This is a genomic window from Silvibacterium sp., from assembly GCF_047605705.1.
GTDB lineage: Bacteria > Acidobacteriota > Terriglobia > Terriglobales > Acidobacteriaceae > Silvibacterium.
The window spans coordinates 39,105-55,293 of sequence record NZ_JASGFD010000018.1 but is presented as its reverse complement, the minus strand read 5'-3'; the positions used below and the strand labels follow the sequence as shown (position 1 = coordinate 55,293).

Below are 16,189 nucleotides of genomic sequence, written 5' to 3'. Positions count from 1 at the left end.
CTTTTAGTGATTCAGGGACAGCTTCTTCTTCGCAACCGCGCTCTTGGTCGTAGCCCATCCAGGCTTGGTGGTCTGCCGGGAACGGGCAAGAGCCAGTGCGCCCTCCGGCACATCCTCGGTAATCGACGACCCGGCGGCGATGTACGCGCCATTGCCCACGGAGATCGGCGCAACCAGCGTTGTGTCGCTGCCTACGAAAACACCGTCGCCGATAGACGTGGTGTGCTTGTTCACGCCGTCATAATTGCAGGTGATGACGCCGGCACCGATGTTCGTTCCGTCTCCGATGATCGCGTCGCCAAGATATGTGAGGTGATTGGCCTTCGAGCCTTTGCCCAACACCACCTTCTTGGTTTCGACGAAGTTGCCTACGTGCGCATCCTCACCGACTTCGCTCTCCGGGCGGATGTGTGCATAAGGCCCGAGCAGCGCGCCTGTGCCGATCCTTGCGCCGCTGATGACGCAGCCCTGGCGCACGGTTACGCGATCGGCAATCGTGGTGTTCTCGACTACGGAGTAGGAGCGGATGCGGCAATCCTCGCCCACCTTGGTATCGCCCAGCAGCTGCACGAAGGGCTCGATCACCGTATCCGGACTGACTTCGACGCTGGCGTCGATCACGGTCGTCTCCGGCCGCAGGATCGTGACGCCCTCGCTCATCAGGCGGCGTGCGGTTTCGAGGCGTATCTCGCGGTCGAGCTCCATCATTTCGGCGATGGTGTTCGCGCCCAGAACCTCGACGGGGTTACCTGCCTGGATGGCAAGTACGCGCTCCCCGGCATGGACCAGAAGGCCCGCCATATCGGTGAGATAAAGCTCCCCGTGAGCATTTTCGTTTTTCAGCTCGCCGAGATGAGCGAAGAGTGGTTCGGTACGGAAGGCATAGATGCCCGAGTTGATCTCGCCGACCTTCGCCTGCTCCGATGTCAGAGCCTTCTGCTCGACGATCGCCGAGACATCGTTCGAGCCCGGCTCTTTGCGGATCACGCGGCCGTAACCGATGGCGTTTTCTGGCACAGCAGTAAGGATGGTCATCGCCGCGCGTTCGAAGATATGGAAATCCCGTACCTGGGCGATGGTGTTGCTCTTGAGCAGGGGCACGTCGCCGGAGAGTACGAGGATGTTCTCGTAACGGCTCACGGCGGACTGAGCCGTCTGGATCGCATGCCCGGTGCCGTGCTGCTCGTGCTGATGGATAAAGTGCACGCCGGTGTCGCGGACCGCATCTTCCACGCGTGCAGCCTGGTGGCCGACAACGACGTAGATGTCGCTGGGCGGCACAATGTGGCTGGCGGCGCGGATGACATGACGCAGCAGCGCCTGGCCGCCGATCTCGTGGAGAACCTTGGGACGCTTGGACTTGAGGCGGGTGCCTTTGCCCGCCGCCATAATGACAATTGCCAGTTGCATATAAGAAATAGGGTATAGGGGTTAGGGTTTCAGGTGTAGTCGTTGACTGTTGCTATGCAAAATTGGATGCGTCCCCGTCTATCGGGGGAATGACTCCAGAAAAACCAGCGCCGCGCTGGCAGCGGAAAGGTGAATACGAGCTGAGCTACCGCGAACCTGCACCTTCTCAATATGACGCGGCGCCCATTTCTGCTGGAGATCGAGGGATGCGCCCGCGAGCGTGATGCCGGTGGTCGCATCCAGGGCCGGACCTTCGAGCCGCCAGGCTGTGGCGCGCGGTGCCGCATCGGCAGGCAAGGCGATCGCCAGGTCCGCCGCGGTGGATTCATCCTTGTTGAAAACGGCTACCAGGTAGCCCTTCGCCGTGCGTGCGGCATAGGCCGTGATGTTGGCCTCTGTCTGCAGGCTCGTCTCGAGCATGGTCGCTCCCGCGAACTGCTGTGCGATGAGCATGCCATACGCGATCGGCATCAGCCGGACAGGCTGGTTCAGCTCCGAGTCGATCGGTGTGTAGAAGCCGCCGCTGCGTGTCTCGTGCCCCTTCGCCACATCGCGGCCCGGCGTGTGGTCTCCAAGGCTGGCCGTGAGGAAGCGGCTATCCCCGCCATGCAGATTCACGCCCGCGCAGCCAAGCGATGCCAGCTCGAGAAGATAATCACCGGCCCACAAAGAGGAGGCGAAGGCATTGCTCATGCCCGGCTTACCGCCGCGATAGCAGGAGTTGCCCTCGGTCATGCGATAGACCAGATGATGCGCCTCTGCCGCAGCCACCACGGCTTCGGTATCTTTCCTCACGGCGGGATTGCCCGCAAGCAGGCGCGTCGATGTCACGCGCGGATCGTCCGGCGGCCCCTCAGCGTAATAATGCCCGGTCACGGCGACGAGGCTGTCTCCCAGCTGCGGCGCGACCTCAGCGGCAAAGCGCGTAATCCAGTCAGAAGAAGCGCCGACATCCGGGCCGCCGAAGCGTGCGCCGGGCACGGCCGCAGCGATGGCGCGTGCGAAGGCCAGCCACTCGCGTGCATAGTCGGGGAAGTCCCATCCTGCAGGACGGGTACCGTTGTTGGAGTCACGATAGAAGTCCGGCTCGTTGCCAATCTGGAAGAAGATCAGGTGGCTGCCGAGGCGCTTCGCCGCGTATGCGGCCTCCACGGCCGCGCGCTCCGGCGAGCTGTTGCCGAAGTTTACGCCGTAGATCACCTGCCAGCCCGTCGCATCGAGAAAGCCGGCAAGGTTGTCGACAGCCTGCGGCGAGATGGCGAAGAGCCGGTGCGGCATCCAGTTGGCGGAGATGTTGCCCGTCGGCACGTGCAACTTTGGCGCGGGCGTCGATGGGGAATCCTGAAACCAGCAGAACTCGCTGCTGTTGCCGCCAAGGCGCAGCACGCCCTGCGGACTCAGTTGGTGAAAGGCCGCAATCAGGCCGTGATTCTCCTTCGAGAAGAAAGCCGGTTCGGTGAGCTGAGCCAGCTCATAGCTGAGCCCAATAAAGGAGCGCGGAACCGGTTTCGTTGCGGCGTTGCCGTTGAGTGTGATCGTAAGCGGCTGCGTAGCGCCTGGTTGTATGGCTCCTGGTTGCATGGCTCTGGCGGGCAGCGCGTGGGCCAGCGGAGCGGCAAGCGCGGATGCGGCAGCGCTGCGGAGGAAATATCGGCGGTTCATGCGTGCTCCCTGAAAACATTGAAAAAGGGACAGAGACGGAACGAGTCCATCCTACGTGATGGCGCGCCCTCGTGATGACGCGCGGGATGAGGCCTACGCGACGAAGCCTGCGGCATCCGCAGGCTTCGAAGTGGTTCGGAACTTCAGGATCAGTTGCCCGGTCCCTGTTGTTCCATCTGCTGCCGCATCGCCGCAGGCATGGGGATGGTGATGTCCACGGGATGCGGTTGTCCCATGTTCAGGTCGGAGAGCGGTGTGCCGAACTCCGTCTGGTTGCCGACGACCAGGATGGCAAGCTTCGAGGGGTCGATGTACTTCTTCGCCACCCGGGCGAGGTCGGCGGTGGTCACCGATTCGATCGCGGCGCGGTACTTCTCGAGGAAGTCCGGCGGATAGCCGTAAAACTCGAGTGTCGAGGCTTCGGTCAGCACCTTGTCCTTGCTGTCGACGCGGAAGATGAACGAGTTCAGCAACTGGTCCTTTGCGCTTACCAGCTCCGCATCGGTGAAGGGCTCGGTCTTGAGCTTGTTGATCTGGTCGAGCATCGCCTTGGTCGCGGCCACGGTGCTCTCGCTCTTGGTCAGCGCGGCGGTGTAGAACATGCCGGGATGATCGTAAGACGCGCCGTATCCGCCGCTCACCGAGTAGGCAAGGCCGAGTCGGGTGCGGACATCCTGGAAGAGGCGCGAACCGAAGCCGCCGGAGAAGATCTCGTTCATCACTGCAAGCGCGTAGTAATCCGGATTGTTGCGCTCTGTGCCGAGACCGACGATCCACACGTTGCTCTGGTTCACGTCCGGCTTGTTGATGACGTAGAGGCCAGGCTTCGGTCCGGGAAACTCGTTCGCCGGCTTGGGCCATGCTGCGCCGCGTGGCAGGCCTTCAAACGCTGCGCGAAGCTTGTGCTCCATATCCTCCGCGTTGAAGTCGCCTTCCACCGAAATGATGATGTCGTTCGGAACCACAGTCTTCTCGTGCCACGCCTTCAGATCCTCAAGCGTGATCGACATGACCGAGGCAATCTCCGGCTGGCGGGCGTATGGGCTGTCCGCGCCGAAGACGAGCTTTGTGGCCTCGCGCTGCGCAACCTCCTGCACCTCGTCATTGCGGCGAACGATGCCCGAGACGGCCTGCTGCTTGGCCAGCATGAGTTTGTCCGCCTTGAAGGCCGGGTGCTCCAGCACGTCGAGCGCGATGCCGAAGACCTCGTCTTCATCCTTGGTCAGGCACGACCAAGAGACAGAAGTCGAGTCGATGTCGCCACCGGTTTCCACCTTGGCGGCCATGGCCTCGAGCTTGTCATCGAGCTTGTCGCCATCCTGTGTTGGCGTGCCACTGGTGCGCCACGTATCTCCATAAAGACCGATGAGGCCGGTTTTTGCCGCTGGCACATCGCGCGAGCCGCCGCGGATGTCGATGTTGCCGCTGATGAAAGGTAGCTCATGGTCTTCCTGCAGAAGGATTACGAGGCCGTTCTTCAGCTCGATGCGTTTCGGCTGCTGCGGATGGAAGTCCGCAAGCTGCGGGATGGGAATCTTCGTCCACGGTTCGGGCTGGCGCGCCGCCTTAGCATCCGGCGGAACGGTGGTGGTCTTCTGCTCCTGCGCGAAGGCAGAGCCGGTAACGAGAGTGGCCGCGAGAAGCGCCGAGGCAAACCGATACATGCGATAGGAACCGATCACTGCGCACCCCCGTTCGCCGCCTGCTGCGGCGCAGCGGTTTCAACCACGGCATAGGTGCGGTTGGTGGAGACGAATACCTTGTTGGCGACGCGCCGGATATCGGCCTTCGACACGGCGTCGATCTTCTGCAGCTGGTTGAAGAGCTCGCGCCAGTCTCCGTACCTCAATTGATAGATTGCCAGCTGTTCGGCAAGTCCTTCGTTGTCGCCGAGACCCTGCAGCAGACCGGCGCGAGCGCGGGTCTTGAACATGGCAAGTTCCGCATCGGAGACGTCGGTCGTCTTCAGCTTCTCGATCTCCTTGTGGATAGAGGTGCGCAGTTCATCCGGCGTGTGGCCCTGGTTCGGCACAGCAAAGAAAGCGAAGAGTCCGGGATACTTGTCGCCGGGGAAGCCGCTGAAGCCCTCAGCCTCGGCAGCGATCTGCTGGTCGCGCACCAGCGAGCGATAGAGCCGCGAGGTGCGGCCGTTCGAGAAGATGTCCTGGATTGCGTCGTACACCGCGTCATCGGGATCGCGGTAATCCGGCCGGTGATAGCCCTCAAGATAAAGCGGCTGCGATGGGTCCTTGATAATGACCGAGCGCTCGGCGGTCTGCGGCGGTTCGACAGTCGTCATCTCCTCGGGCTTCGGCCCTGCGGGGATCGCGCCAAAATATTTCTCGAGCATCGGCATGTCGCTCGGCTTCACATCGCCGACCACGGCCACGGTGATGTTCGACGGCACGTAGTACTTCTTGTGGAAGGCCTCGGCCTCGGTCGCGGTGATCTGGTTGAGCTCGCTGGCCCAGCCCACATTCGGCCGATGATACGGATGCGCGACATACGCCGCCGCCAGGAATTGCTCCACCATGCGGCCGATGGGGTTCGAGTCGACACGCATGCGGCGCTCTTCCATTACCACGTCGCGCTCTTTGTAGAACTCGCGCGGCACGGGGTTGGCGATGCGGTCGCTCTCCATGTAAGCCCAGAGCTCGAGCCGGTTCTGAGGCATGCTCCAGAAATACTGCGTGGCATCCAGGCTGGTCTCGGCGTTCAGGCCGCTCGCGCCGTTGGCCTCGGCAATCTCCGTGAACTCGTTCGGGATCACGTACTGCTGAGCGTCCTTCTGCGCGGCGACGAAGGCTTCGTGCAACTGCTTCAACTTCGCCGGATCCTGGCCGACGCGTTTCCGATACTCGGCGTCATACGCGGCGTAAGCAGCTTCCACCTTGTCGAGCGCAACCTTCTCGGCGGCATAATCTGTGGTGCCGATGTCCTTGGTCCCCTTGAAGGCCAGGTGCTCGAACATATGCGCGAGACCGGACTGGCCGCCCGGATCGTTCGCATCACCCGCATCCACAATCGTGAAGTAGGAGAAGACCGGAGCCTCGGGCCGTTCGCAGATCATCAGCGTGAGGCCGTTCGGCAGCACTTTCACGGTCACGCGCTTCTCAAAGTCCGAGAGGAAGCGTGCAGGTGAGGTCGAAGCGTCGGCGCTGGCGGCGGTCTGCGTCTTCGTCTGGGCAAAAGCGGTGACGGGCGTCAGGCCTTCCAGCGCGATCAGCAGGCAGGAGCCGAGAGTGAGGGCGCGCGCAGCGTGGCGTGCGGCAGGGAGATATCGCATGAAACCTCGATCCCGAATGTATGGAACCGGCGCGAGGCCGGTTCTCTGGTTTGACGCTAACCGGCGGAATTCAGGGTGTCAAACGCGGCGGGTGCGGCAAAGGCAAGGCGGACAGTCCGCAGGTTGAAGTAGACCAGCCACCAGAGGCCGATCAGCGCGAAGACGCCATAGACGAACGCGAGGAACAGCAGCGTCAGCCCGATATGCACCGGCATCGCCGGGTTGGGATGGGCATCCATGCCTGCCACCAGTGGGTTCACGCGCGCCAGCAGCATCAGTCCGGAGAAGACTGCAAAGACAATCAGGTCGATGGCTCCGATCGCAATCATCGAGATTCTCGCGCCGGGGCGAAGCTGGAAGAGGCCCACGATCGTCCACGCGCACCAGAGAAGAAAGAGCAGCAGCACAAGATCGAAGCCGGCGATGGCGGTCCGCACCGCGCCGACGCGCGGCACGATGGGATTGTGAGTGAGGAAGAGCGCGAAAATGGCGCCAAGCAGGCAGACGACCCCGAAAAGGGTCATGAGGCTGAGAATGATGGCGGCGAGCGTAATGCCGCCGGGACGCTGCTGGGTGGAGGACATCCCTGGGCTCCTTGCAAGAGTGAACTGCGGAACGACGAGCGGCTCCGGCAACAGCATGCAGAGCTTGCGGGGTCAGTATGTCATGGAAGGGCGAGGAAACGTGTTCCTTATTACTTCCCGGGCTCGACGGGCTTCTGTGTCGCGGCGACATGCAGCGAACCGAAGTCCGGCATGTAGACCAGCAGCCCGAGGTTCGAGGTCAGCTGGCAATATCCGGCCTGGATCTGCTCCACATAATGATCGAGCGAAAAGTCGAAGCTGTTCGACGGCGTCTTATCGACCAGCTCGAGCTCGGCGTCGTTCATGAGGAACTTGCCGAACTTCATGCGCCCGCCCCGGAAATAAAGATAATTCGCAGCCGGAGTCGGCGGCGGGGGAAAAGTGGCCTTCGGATCGCCAAAGGTCTGCACCAGTGCATCGCCTTCGATGCGCACGCCGGTGATCCGGCCGGTCACGCGTGGCGGCGGAAAGAGCGCGTTAATGGGCAGGATGATGTCATTGCCGTCGATATAGAAGCGCGACGACTTGCGCGGCTGGGCGACTGAGGCCAGCTTGATCCCGAGTGCGTCAAGCACACCCTTCTTGATGATGCCCGCGACCTTGAGTTCGTCGAAGTGGACACGCAGATCGTCGTCATCGGCCACGGCGATCGTACCGCTCCCGGAGAAGGGGATCGGGATCACCTTTTGCAGCTCGCCCTTTACGACGATGCGGCCATTCTCGAACGTCACGTCGATGTGCTTGATCGGTGCTTTGGCGTGGGGCAGCAGATAGCTGTTCAGCAGCTCGGAGAGGTCTTTTGCCTTCAGATGCGTCTCGCCGGAGGTGATCTGCAGGATGAAAGATTTCTTGTCGTCGAGCGAGATGATCTGGTTGCCACGTGGAACCATCCAGCCATCCATGCGGGGAACGGTGACGACTACACCATCCATCACGTGAAAGAGCCCGTTGCGAACCCACAGGTGAACGCTGCCCCGGCTCTCCGGATGCGCAAGCGGCCGCAGTTCATTCGGGGGAACACGATCCTGCGCATGCGCAGCAGCGGGAATGAGAGCGGTGGCGAGGGCGAACAGACTCAGGAGACGGTGGAGGCGCAAACGGGTTTCCTTTCCGGACGAAAACGGCGGAGGAGTGGCGGAATTGTAGAAGGAGCGGATAGAAATAACTCGAAGAATCCGCCGGTTGCAGGTGAGATGCAGGAAAACCGTCATCGGCTTGACCGGTGCAAAACGGCATACGTATCCTTCCCGCGTGCCGCGGGCCTGCTCTTAAGACGCCCGCCACAGGACCAGAGTCGCTATGGCAACAGCCGAAGTGCAGCAGGACCATCGGGAGATCGACCCGACGCAGGGCACCACGCCGTTTCTCCTCGGTCGCGCGGCCGTGTTGGGCGCGGGTTCCATGGGATCGCGCATCGCCGCTCACCTGGCCAACGCTGGCGTGTCGGTAGTGTTGCTCGATGTGCCGGGGAAGGAGGGCGCACGCAGCTCCGCAGCCTCCGGCGCGGTTACAGGGCTGCTGAAGTCGAAGCCGGCCGCTTTCTATGAAGCAGCGAGCGCAGGCCGCATCACCACCGGAAACTTCGACGACGATCTGCATCGATTAAAGGATTGCGACTGGGTCATCGAGGCCGTCACCGAGAATCTCGCCATCAAGCAGGCGCTTCTCGAAAAGATCGTGCCTTATCTCAGGCCTGATGCCGTCGTCACGACCAACACCAGCGGCCTTCCCATCGCGTCCATCGCGGCAAAGATGAACGCCGGTTTCCGCCGCCGCTGGTTCGGCGTGCATTTCTTCAATCCGCCCCGCTACATGCGGCTGGTCGAGGTCATCTCCACAGCCGAAAGCGATCCGCAGCTTGTCGCATCGCTCGCGCAGATCATCGCCCGCCGCCTGGGCAAGACCGTCGTCACGGCCCGCGATACGCCCAGCTTCATTGCCAATCGTATCGGCACCTTCGCCATGTTGACCGCCGTGCGCCTGATGCAGGAGCAAGGGCTGACCATCGAAGAGGTAGACGCGCTGACCGGCTCGGTCATTGGATGGCCGCGCACCGGCACCTTCCGCCTCGCGGACCTCGTCGGTCTCGATGTGCTCGCACATGTTGCCGGCAACTTTGCCGAGGCCAAGGCCGCTGCAGGCGAGCAGGATGCCGGCGTCGTGGACCTTCCTCCCTTCGTCGTGACCATGCTCGAGCGCGGATGGCTGGGGGATAAGGCAGGTCAGGGCTTCTATAAGAAAGACCCGTCTATCGCAGATCCGAAGAAGAACAGGCTCGCGCTTGACTGGCATACGCTCGAGTACCGCGCGGTGGATAGGCCGAAGTTCGCGGCGGTCGACATGGCAAAGAATGCCGAAACGGCCGCCGAACGCCTGCGGCTGATCGTGCAGGGTGATGCAGGCCAGGGCAATCCGGAAACGGACCGTGCGGGCGTCTTCCTTTTCGCGCTGCTCACCGCCATCTGGAACTACGCTGCCGATGTGCTGCCAGAGATTGCCGATTCCGCTGCGGAGATCGATCGGGCCATGCGTGCGGGCTTCAACTGGGAGCTGGGGCCGTTCGAGATGTGGGACGCCGCAGGCCTTCCGCAGGTCATCGAAAAGATGCGCACTAAAGGTCTGCCGGTCAGTCCGCAGGCCGAAGCGCTGCTGGCCTCGGGAAATGCAAGTTGGTATCAGGACGAAGGCGCAACCCGCCTCGTCTTCAACCCTTCGAAGAAGTCCTACACTCCTATTGTTGTGCCCGATGGCGTAGCCTCGGCGGCGACCTTTCGCCGCGCGGGCAGGCTCATCCGCAGGAATCCCGGCTGCTCGCTGCTCGACATCGGCGAGGGCATTGCGCTGCTTGAGCTGCACTCGAAGAAGAACGCCATCGGAGGAGACATCCTCTCGCTTGTGGCGCAGACCCTGACCCCGGACAGCGATGCCGTGCGCAATTTCCGCGGCTTCGTCATCAGCGGCGACGCCTCGGACTTCTCCGTCGGCGCGAACCTGATGCAGCTCCTGCTCTCCTGCCAGGAGGGTGAATGGGATGAGGTCGAGGCGATGATCCGCGCCTTCCAGCGGATGACCTCCGCGATCAAGTTCTGCCCTCGGCCCGTGGTCGTCGCGCCCTTCGGGCTGACGCTCGGCGGCGGCGCGGAGATCGCCTTGCACGCGTCCCGGCGTCATCCTCATGCCGAACTCTACATGGGGCTCGTGGAAGCGGGTGTCGGCCTCGTCCCCGCAGGCGGCGGCACCAAGGAGATGGCCCTGCATGCAGCCGATGCTGCCCGCGCCGCTTCAGGGCTCGATCCGGCAGCGGCACCATTGAAGTTTGCCATCTCCGGCGAACTGCAGGCGGCGTTGCGCCAGCGCTTCGAAACCATGGCGATGGCCAAAGTCTCGACCTCGGCTGCTGAAGCCCGTACGTTGGACCTGCTGACCGCGACCGATCCGATAAGCCTGAGCCGCGAGCGCCTGCTCCTTGACGCGCGCGAAACGGCCATCTCCCTGGCCGATGCGGGCTACGCGCCTCCGCAGCCCCGCGTGCTGCCTGCGCCCGGTGAGAGCATGCTGGCCACGCTCAAACTCGGCGTCTACCTCATGCGGCAGGCCGAGTACATCAGCGACCACGACGTGACAGTTGCCAATCACATCGCCCGCATCCTCTGCGGCGGCGCAGTGACGCCTGGCGCCTTGATCACGGAGCAGCAGTTGCTCGACCTCGAGCGCGAAGCATTCCTCTCTCTATGCGGTGAACGCAAGACGCAGGAGCGGATTGCCTATACTCTGCAGAATGGGAAGCCGTTGCGGAACTGAGGCGGCATCCCGTCCGGAGGTGGAATGCCTGCATTGGAGTTAAGGATTGCCGAGACCATCGCGCCGGTCCCGGCGACCCGCTTGCGCACCCTGCTCGAAAAACCGAATGCCGTCGTGCTGCGGCGGAATCATCTGGTCGAGCCGGAGGGCACAGAGCCCTCGCTCTGCGAGCGGTTGCGCGTCACCTGCGTGCTCGCGGTCGACATTACACACCCGCCCGAGCCGAATGCGCCGAAGACAACCGGCCCCGACGATGCCGGGGAAGAGCTCTCCGGCGATACCGAACATGTGCAGGAAGAGCACGACGAGTTCGCCGAAAGCTTCGCCAAGGGAATCGAGTTCTTCATCTCGACGGAAAAAGGCCCGGTGCTTCTCTACGCCGATTTCGATGAACTCACCAGCGCGCTGACCCTCTTCGACGCCTATGAGCGCATCGCCCGCTACCAGCCCGCCTATCTGCGCCTCGATCAGCGCTCGGTCGGCATCGGCTACGGCTTCCGCGAGGGACTTGTCGTGGGCATCGCCGGTGAACTGCCCGATCTTCGTGAAGATGCGGTGTCGAGCTTCGACTCCATCTCCTCGCTGCGCGAGCTGGATGACGTGCGCGCCGGACGTATGCTGGTACGGCTGCCGCACGCCGGTATCCGCTACCTGCAGGCTCTGCTCGAGGGCGCGGGCGACTGGCTCGACCGCAACTCCTATAAGAGCATTCTGGGAGCGTAAGAGAACGTGCGCAAGACAGGAACAATACTGGCGCTGCTGCTTCTGCCCCTGTGGCGGACGGCAGCGCTGGCGCAGGAGGGCGGCGAGCAGATCGAGACCGGCCACACGCAGCTTGCCGATGGCCGCGAGGTCGCCTATCGCATCCGGCTCATGCCGCTCGATGCCTATCCGCAGCTTCCCCCTGCCGTCGTGAAAACACTCGAGCAGCGCGAATGCATGGTGCCGCAGACCTACGAGGCGCGGCAGCCGGAGAACGTCATCCAGGGCTCCTTTGAAAAGCAGGGATCGAGTGACTGGGCAGTCCTCTGCTCGGCGGGCGGAAACACAACGCTGCTGGTCTTTTTCGGATCGCATCCCGGTGTGGCCATGGCGCTGCGCCGGCAGTCCGACGCGCTGTGGCTCGGCTCGGAGTTAGTCGGGCAATATGGCTCGGCGTGGGGCATCTCTGTGGCTCCTGCCTCGCAGGTAACCGCGGCCATGGGGAAGGGATCTCCGCTCGCCGATCATTCCGGCATCACCGATGCCAACGTAGAGCGTTCGAGCACGGTGCATTACTTCCACGATGGCAAGTGGGCCGTGGCCGCGAGCGGCGCAGGCTCCTGACTTCCAGCCGGGATGGCGTGCGCGCGCGTATGATGGCGTGCGCGGAGGTGCAGGGTGCGCGAAGGCTCGGAAGAGGACGTCTACATAGCGGCAGCGGTGAGAACGGCGGTGGGAAAAGCGCCAAGGGGGACGCTGGCAACGACGCGTCCCGATGACCTCGCAGCCTTCGCGATTCGCGGCGCACTGGACCGCGTGCCGATGCTCGAAGCCCGCGATGTCGAAGATGTGATCCTCGGCTGTGCGATGCCCGAGGCGGAGCAGGGCACCAATGTCGCGCGCATCGCAAGCCTGCGTGCCGGGCTTCCGTTCGAAATCTCTGCTATGACCATCAACCGCTTCTGCTCATCGGGACTGCAGGCCATCGCCCTTGCCGCTGATACCATCCGCGCCGGGCGAGCCGATGCGGCCATCGCCGGCGGCACCGAGTCGATGAGCATGATCCCCGGCGCAGGCAATAAGTTCAGCGCCAATCCCTGGCTCATGGATCACCATGCCGAGACCTATCTCTCCATGGGACTCACTGCGGAAAATGTGGCGCGGAAGTACGGCATCACGCGCGAGCAGGCCGACGCCTTTGCCCTGCGAAGCCACGAGCGCGCCGTGGCCGCGCTGGCTGCCGGTAAGTTCGACGACGAAATTGTGCCGGTAGCGGTGACAAATACCACGCCCTCGGCAAATCCTGCCAGACCCGAAACGAAGACTTCCACTTTTTCTCGTGACGAAGGCCCGCGTGCAGATACATCGGCCGAAGCACTCGCCAAGCTGAAACCGGTCTTCCATGCGAAGGGTACGGTGACGGCAGGGAACTCCTCGCAGACTTCGGATGGCGCCGCCGCGGCTGTTGTCGTCTCCGGCAGGCTTGTAAAGGAACGCAATATCCCGGTGCTCGCGCGCTTCGTCAGCTTCGCTACTGCGGGCTGCGCCCCGGAGGAGATGGGCATCGGCCCCGTGCATGCCATCCCAAAGGCGCTGCGCCTGGCGGGGTTGAAGCTCGAAGACATCGACGTGATCGAGCTGAACGAGGCCTTTGCTGCGCAGGCCCTCGCGGTCATCGCGCAGGCTGGGCTCGACCCCGTCCGCGTGAACGTGAATGGCGGAGCCATCGCTCTCGGGCACCCGCTCGGCTGCACCGGGGCAAAGCTCACGGCATCGCTCATCTACGAGATGAAACGCCGCAACGCCCGCTACGGGCTGGTGACGATGTGTGTAGGAGGCGGCATGGGGGCTGCGGGCGTTCTCGAGAACGTCAGCTGACGCAAAGCTCGTAATCTTGACAATGTGTCACATAGCGTGACACGTTGAAGTTATGGCCTCTATGAACATGCGGGAACTGCGGGATACGCGAAAGCTTAAGGCCTGGCTGCGTGCTGGCAAAACAGTCGAGTTGCGGGATAGGGATGCCGTGATCGGCACCATTGTTCCGGAGAAGCGCGAGCCGGAGGAGTGGCCCGACTTTCATGCACGGCATCGCGAGATCTTCGGTGGCCAGGTGTTCTCCGCGCAGGACTTTGAGCGCGATCGGCACGGGCGCTATTGAACGTCTACGCCGATACGAGTTTTTTCGCGTCCGTGTATCTGCCTGACCAGCACACAGCGAATGCGCTCCGCAGGCTCGCGGCGAAACCCCGTATCTGGATGACGCCCTTTCACCGCCTGGAACTGGCGCACGCGATAAGCCAAAAGGTATATCGCGATGAAATCCCGCAGGACTCGGCAGATCGAGTGCAGGCGTTGCTGGCTCAGGATTGCGAACTCGGCGTATGGGCATGGACCGAGTTTCCCGGAGCGGCGTTTGTGCGTGGAGTTGAGCTGGCGCGGTTACATGTGCCGAAGCTGGGCTGCCGCTCGTTGGATACCCTGCACGTAGCGGCCGCGATGGAGTTTGGATCTCAGCAGTTCTGGACCTTCGATGAGCGGCAGGCAAAACTGGCCCGAGCGGTCAGGCTCAAATCCACCTGAGCGCACTGCCCGAAGCTCTATCCCGCGAGATACACTGCTCCGTGCTTCGCGCGCAACCAGACGCGAAGCCGGAGCAGAGCCATGGCCACTCTCGTAAACACTGCGCCAGTCACCGGAGGTAGCTTTCTTCTGCAGGCAACGAATCCCGGCGCGGTCTTCACGCCGGAAGACTTCACCGGCGAGCAGCGGCAGATCGGCGAGACCACGGCAGAGTTTGCATTGCGCGAGGTGTTGCCCGCAGCGGCTGAAATCGAGGCGAAGAACTTCGACGTCACACTGCGCCTGCTGCGCAAGGCCGGGGAGCTTGGGCTCATGGCGGCCGATGTGCCGGAAGCCTACGGTGGCCTCGCCATGGATAAGGTCACCTCGGCCATCATCTCTGACCGGCTCTCCGTGCTGGCCAGCTTCAGTGTCTCCTTCAGCGCGCATGTCGGTATCGGCACGCTGCCGCTGGCGTGGTACGGCACCGAGGCGCAGAAACAGAAATATCTCCCGAAGCTGGCAACCGGCGAGTGGCTTGCCTCCTATGCGCTCTCCGAGGCGACCAGCGGATCGGATGCAATGAACATCCGCACGCGTGCCGTGCGCGACGGCGATCACTACATCCTCAACGGCGAAAAGATGTGGATCAGCAACGCAGGCTTCGCGAATCTCTACACGATTTTCGCGAAGATCGTGGACGATAGCGGCGATGTGTCCAAAGCAAAGATGACAGCCTTTCTCGTCGAGCGCACAACGCCCGGGCTGAGTATCGGTCCGGAAGAGCACAAGCTGGGCATCCGTGGATCGTCCACCTGTCCGGTCATCCTGAACGACTGTCGCGTGCCCGCAGAGAACCTTCTCGGTGAGCCGGGCAAGGGCCATCACATCGCCTTCAACATCCTGAACATCGGGCGTTTCAAGCTGGGCGCGGCCTGTGTCGGCGGAGCACGTCATTCGCTGGCAAACGCTGTCAGCTATGCGAAAGAGCGGCGAGCCTTCGGCAAGGCAATCGCGGAGTTCGGCCTCGTCCAGCAGAAGATCTCCGATTCCGCCATGCGCATCTACGTCGCCGAGTCGATGGCCTATCGCACCATCGGAGCCATCGACGCTGCGCTTGAAGCGATCCCTCTGGAGCTGAAACAGGATTCGCGTGAGATCCAGAAGCGCATCGAGGAGTATGCGGTCGAATGCTCCATCCTGAAAGTGTGGGGCAGTGAGATGCTCGACACGGTTGTCGACCACACGCTGCAGATCTATGCCGGCTACGGCTACGTCGAAGAGTATCCGGTCGAGCGCGCCTATCGCGACTCGCGCATCAATCGCATCTTCGAGGGAACGAATGAGATCAACCGCCTCATCATCACCGGCTTTCTGATGAAGCGCGCCATGTCCGGGCAGCTTCCGCTCACGGCTGCGATCCAATCGCTCATGGAGGAACTGATGTCGCCTCCGACCTTCGAAGAAAGAAGCAATGGAAGCGATTCCTTAACCCGTGAATCAATCCTGCTCGCGAGTGCGAAGAAACTGGCGCTCTTTGCAGCCGGTGCAGCCAGCCAGCGTTATATGCAGGCGTTGGGTGAGCAGCAGGAGATCATGGGAGCGCTTGCCGACATGATCGCCGAAATCTACGCCTTCGATTCCGCTTTGACACGGGCTCGCAAGCTCGCCGCTTCCGGGCATGCGCATGCAAAAAAAGCTGCGGAGATGACACAACTTTTCTCCGATGTCGCATTCTTAGTTATCGAAGCAGCGGCGCGCGAGGTGATCGCCGCTGTGAGCGAAGGCGATATGCTGCGTACCCAGATGGCGATTCTGCGCAGGCTGGCGAAGCATGATCCTGTGGATCGTATCTCGCTCAGCCGTTCCATCGCGCAAACGGTCATGGAAGGTGGCCGCTATCCCATGATGTAAGCCCGTTGCGAGTGGCCGAAAGATAGTCACGACACATCGAGCGAGCAGAAGTGAAACGACGTCGTTGCTATTGAGAACGTGTCGACGAACTGCTCGCTCTTCTCGTCTAAGCTCAAACGGCGTCGTGCGTTTGCCGATGACAAGAGACGGGCAAGGTCATGAAGCTTGCAGCAATGTCGACGACGTTCAAGACGCGAAAGGCACGCGGCAGCGCGGAGCCGGCGTTCGAGAGAGGGCTATGTTCAGTCGCAGACTGTTGGCAACAGCT

Annotated in this window: 13 protein-coding genes; 7 read left to right on the top strand and 6 right to left on the bottom strand. The window is 62.4% G+C overall.

The window, feature by feature from the left end:
* Positions 1-3 precede the first annotated feature (3 nt).
* From glmU to QM649_RS08750, 6 genes are all read right to left on the bottom strand, one after another.
* A complete protein-coding gene (gene glmU / locus QM649_RS08775) occupies positions 4-1,389 on the bottom strand; it encodes a bifunctional UDP-N-acetylglucosamine diphosphorylase/glucosamine-1-phosphate N-acetyltransferase GlmU (RefSeq protein ID WP_415198651.1) in 1,386 nt (461 codons plus the stop codon).
* A 99-nt stretch (positions 1,390-1,488) separates the two neighbouring features.
* Positions 1,489-3,072 (bottom strand): hypothetical protein, encoded by a 1,584-nt coding sequence (locus QM649_RS08770; protein ID WP_415198650.1) that lies wholly within the window; start codon positions 3,070-3,072, stop codon positions 1,489-1,491.
* A gap of 149 nt (positions 3,073-3,221) precedes the next feature.
* A complete protein-coding gene (locus QM649_RS08765) occupies positions 3,222-4,736 on the bottom strand; it encodes a M16 family metallopeptidase (RefSeq protein ID WP_415198649.1) in 1,515 nt (504 codons plus the stop codon).
* A 14-nt stretch (positions 4,737-4,750) separates the two neighbouring features.
* Positions 4,751-6,358: a M16 family metallopeptidase gene (locus QM649_RS08760; RefSeq protein WP_415198648.1), complete on the bottom strand. Its 1,608-nt coding sequence runs from the start codon at positions 6,356-6,358 to the stop codon at positions 4,751-4,753.
* Between the two features lie 56 nt (positions 6,359-6,414).
* Positions 6,415-6,942 (bottom strand): hypothetical protein, encoded by a 528-nt coding sequence (locus tag QM649_RS08755; RefSeq protein WP_415198647.1) that lies wholly within the window; start codon positions 6,940-6,942, stop codon positions 6,415-6,417.
* A gap of 110 nt (positions 6,943-7,052) precedes the next feature.
* Positions 7,053-8,039: a hypothetical protein gene (locus QM649_RS08750; protein ID WP_415198646.1), complete on the bottom strand. Its 987-nt coding sequence runs from the start codon at positions 8,037-8,039 to the stop codon at positions 7,053-7,055.
* A gap of 202 nt (positions 8,040-8,241) precedes the next feature.
* Here QM649_RS08750 and QM649_RS08745 point away from each other — a divergent pair, with 202 nt between their 5' ends.
* The 7 genes from QM649_RS08745 to QM649_RS08715 all read left to right on the top strand — a co-directional run bounded on the left by QM649_RS08745 (position 8,242) and on the right by QM649_RS08715 (position 15,921).
* Positions 8,242-10,743 (top strand): 3-hydroxyacyl-CoA dehydrogenase NAD-binding domain-containing protein, encoded by a 2,502-nt coding sequence (locus QM649_RS08745; RefSeq protein WP_415198645.1) that lies wholly within the window; start codon positions 8,242-8,244, stop codon positions 10,741-10,743.
* Between the two features lie 24 nt (positions 10,744-10,767).
* The gene (locus QM649_RS08740; RefSeq protein ID WP_415198644.1) at positions 10,768-11,466 is read left to right on the top strand and encodes a hypothetical protein; all 699 of its coding nucleotides are present in this window, start codon (positions 10,768-10,770) and stop codon (positions 11,464-11,466) included.
* A 6-nt stretch (positions 11,467-11,472) separates the two neighbouring features.
* On the top strand, positions 11,473-12,069 hold the full coding sequence (locus QM649_RS08735; protein ID WP_415198643.1) for a hypothetical protein: 597 nt from the start codon (positions 11,473-11,475) through the stop codon (positions 12,067-12,069).
* 54 nt (positions 12,070-12,123) lie between these two features.
* Positions 12,124-13,323 carry an acetyl-CoA C-acyltransferase gene (locus QM649_RS08730; protein WP_415198642.1) on the top strand — a complete coding sequence of 400 codons (1,200 nt, stop codon included), beginning with the start codon at positions 12,124-12,126 and terminating at the stop codon, positions 13,321-13,323.
* Between the two features lie 52 nt (positions 13,324-13,375).
* The gene (locus QM649_RS08725) at positions 13,376-13,606 is read left to right on the top strand and encodes a hypothetical protein (RefSeq protein WP_415198641.1); all 231 of its coding nucleotides are present in this window, start codon (positions 13,376-13,378) and stop codon (positions 13,604-13,606) included.
* On the top strand, positions 13,603-14,028 hold the full coding sequence (locus tag QM649_RS08720; protein ID WP_415198640.1) for a type II toxin-antitoxin system VapC family toxin: 426 nt from the start codon (positions 13,603-13,605) through the stop codon (positions 14,026-14,028). The genes QM649_RS08725 and QM649_RS08720 overlap by 4 nt, the downstream gene beginning before the upstream one ends.
* Before the next feature lie 81 nt (positions 14,029-14,109).
* Complete coding sequence (locus QM649_RS08715; protein ID WP_415198639.1) at positions 14,110-15,921, top strand: acyl-CoA dehydrogenase family protein; 1,812 nt, start codon at positions 14,110-14,112, stop codon at positions 15,919-15,921.
* Positions 15,922-16,189 lie beyond the last annotated feature (268 nt).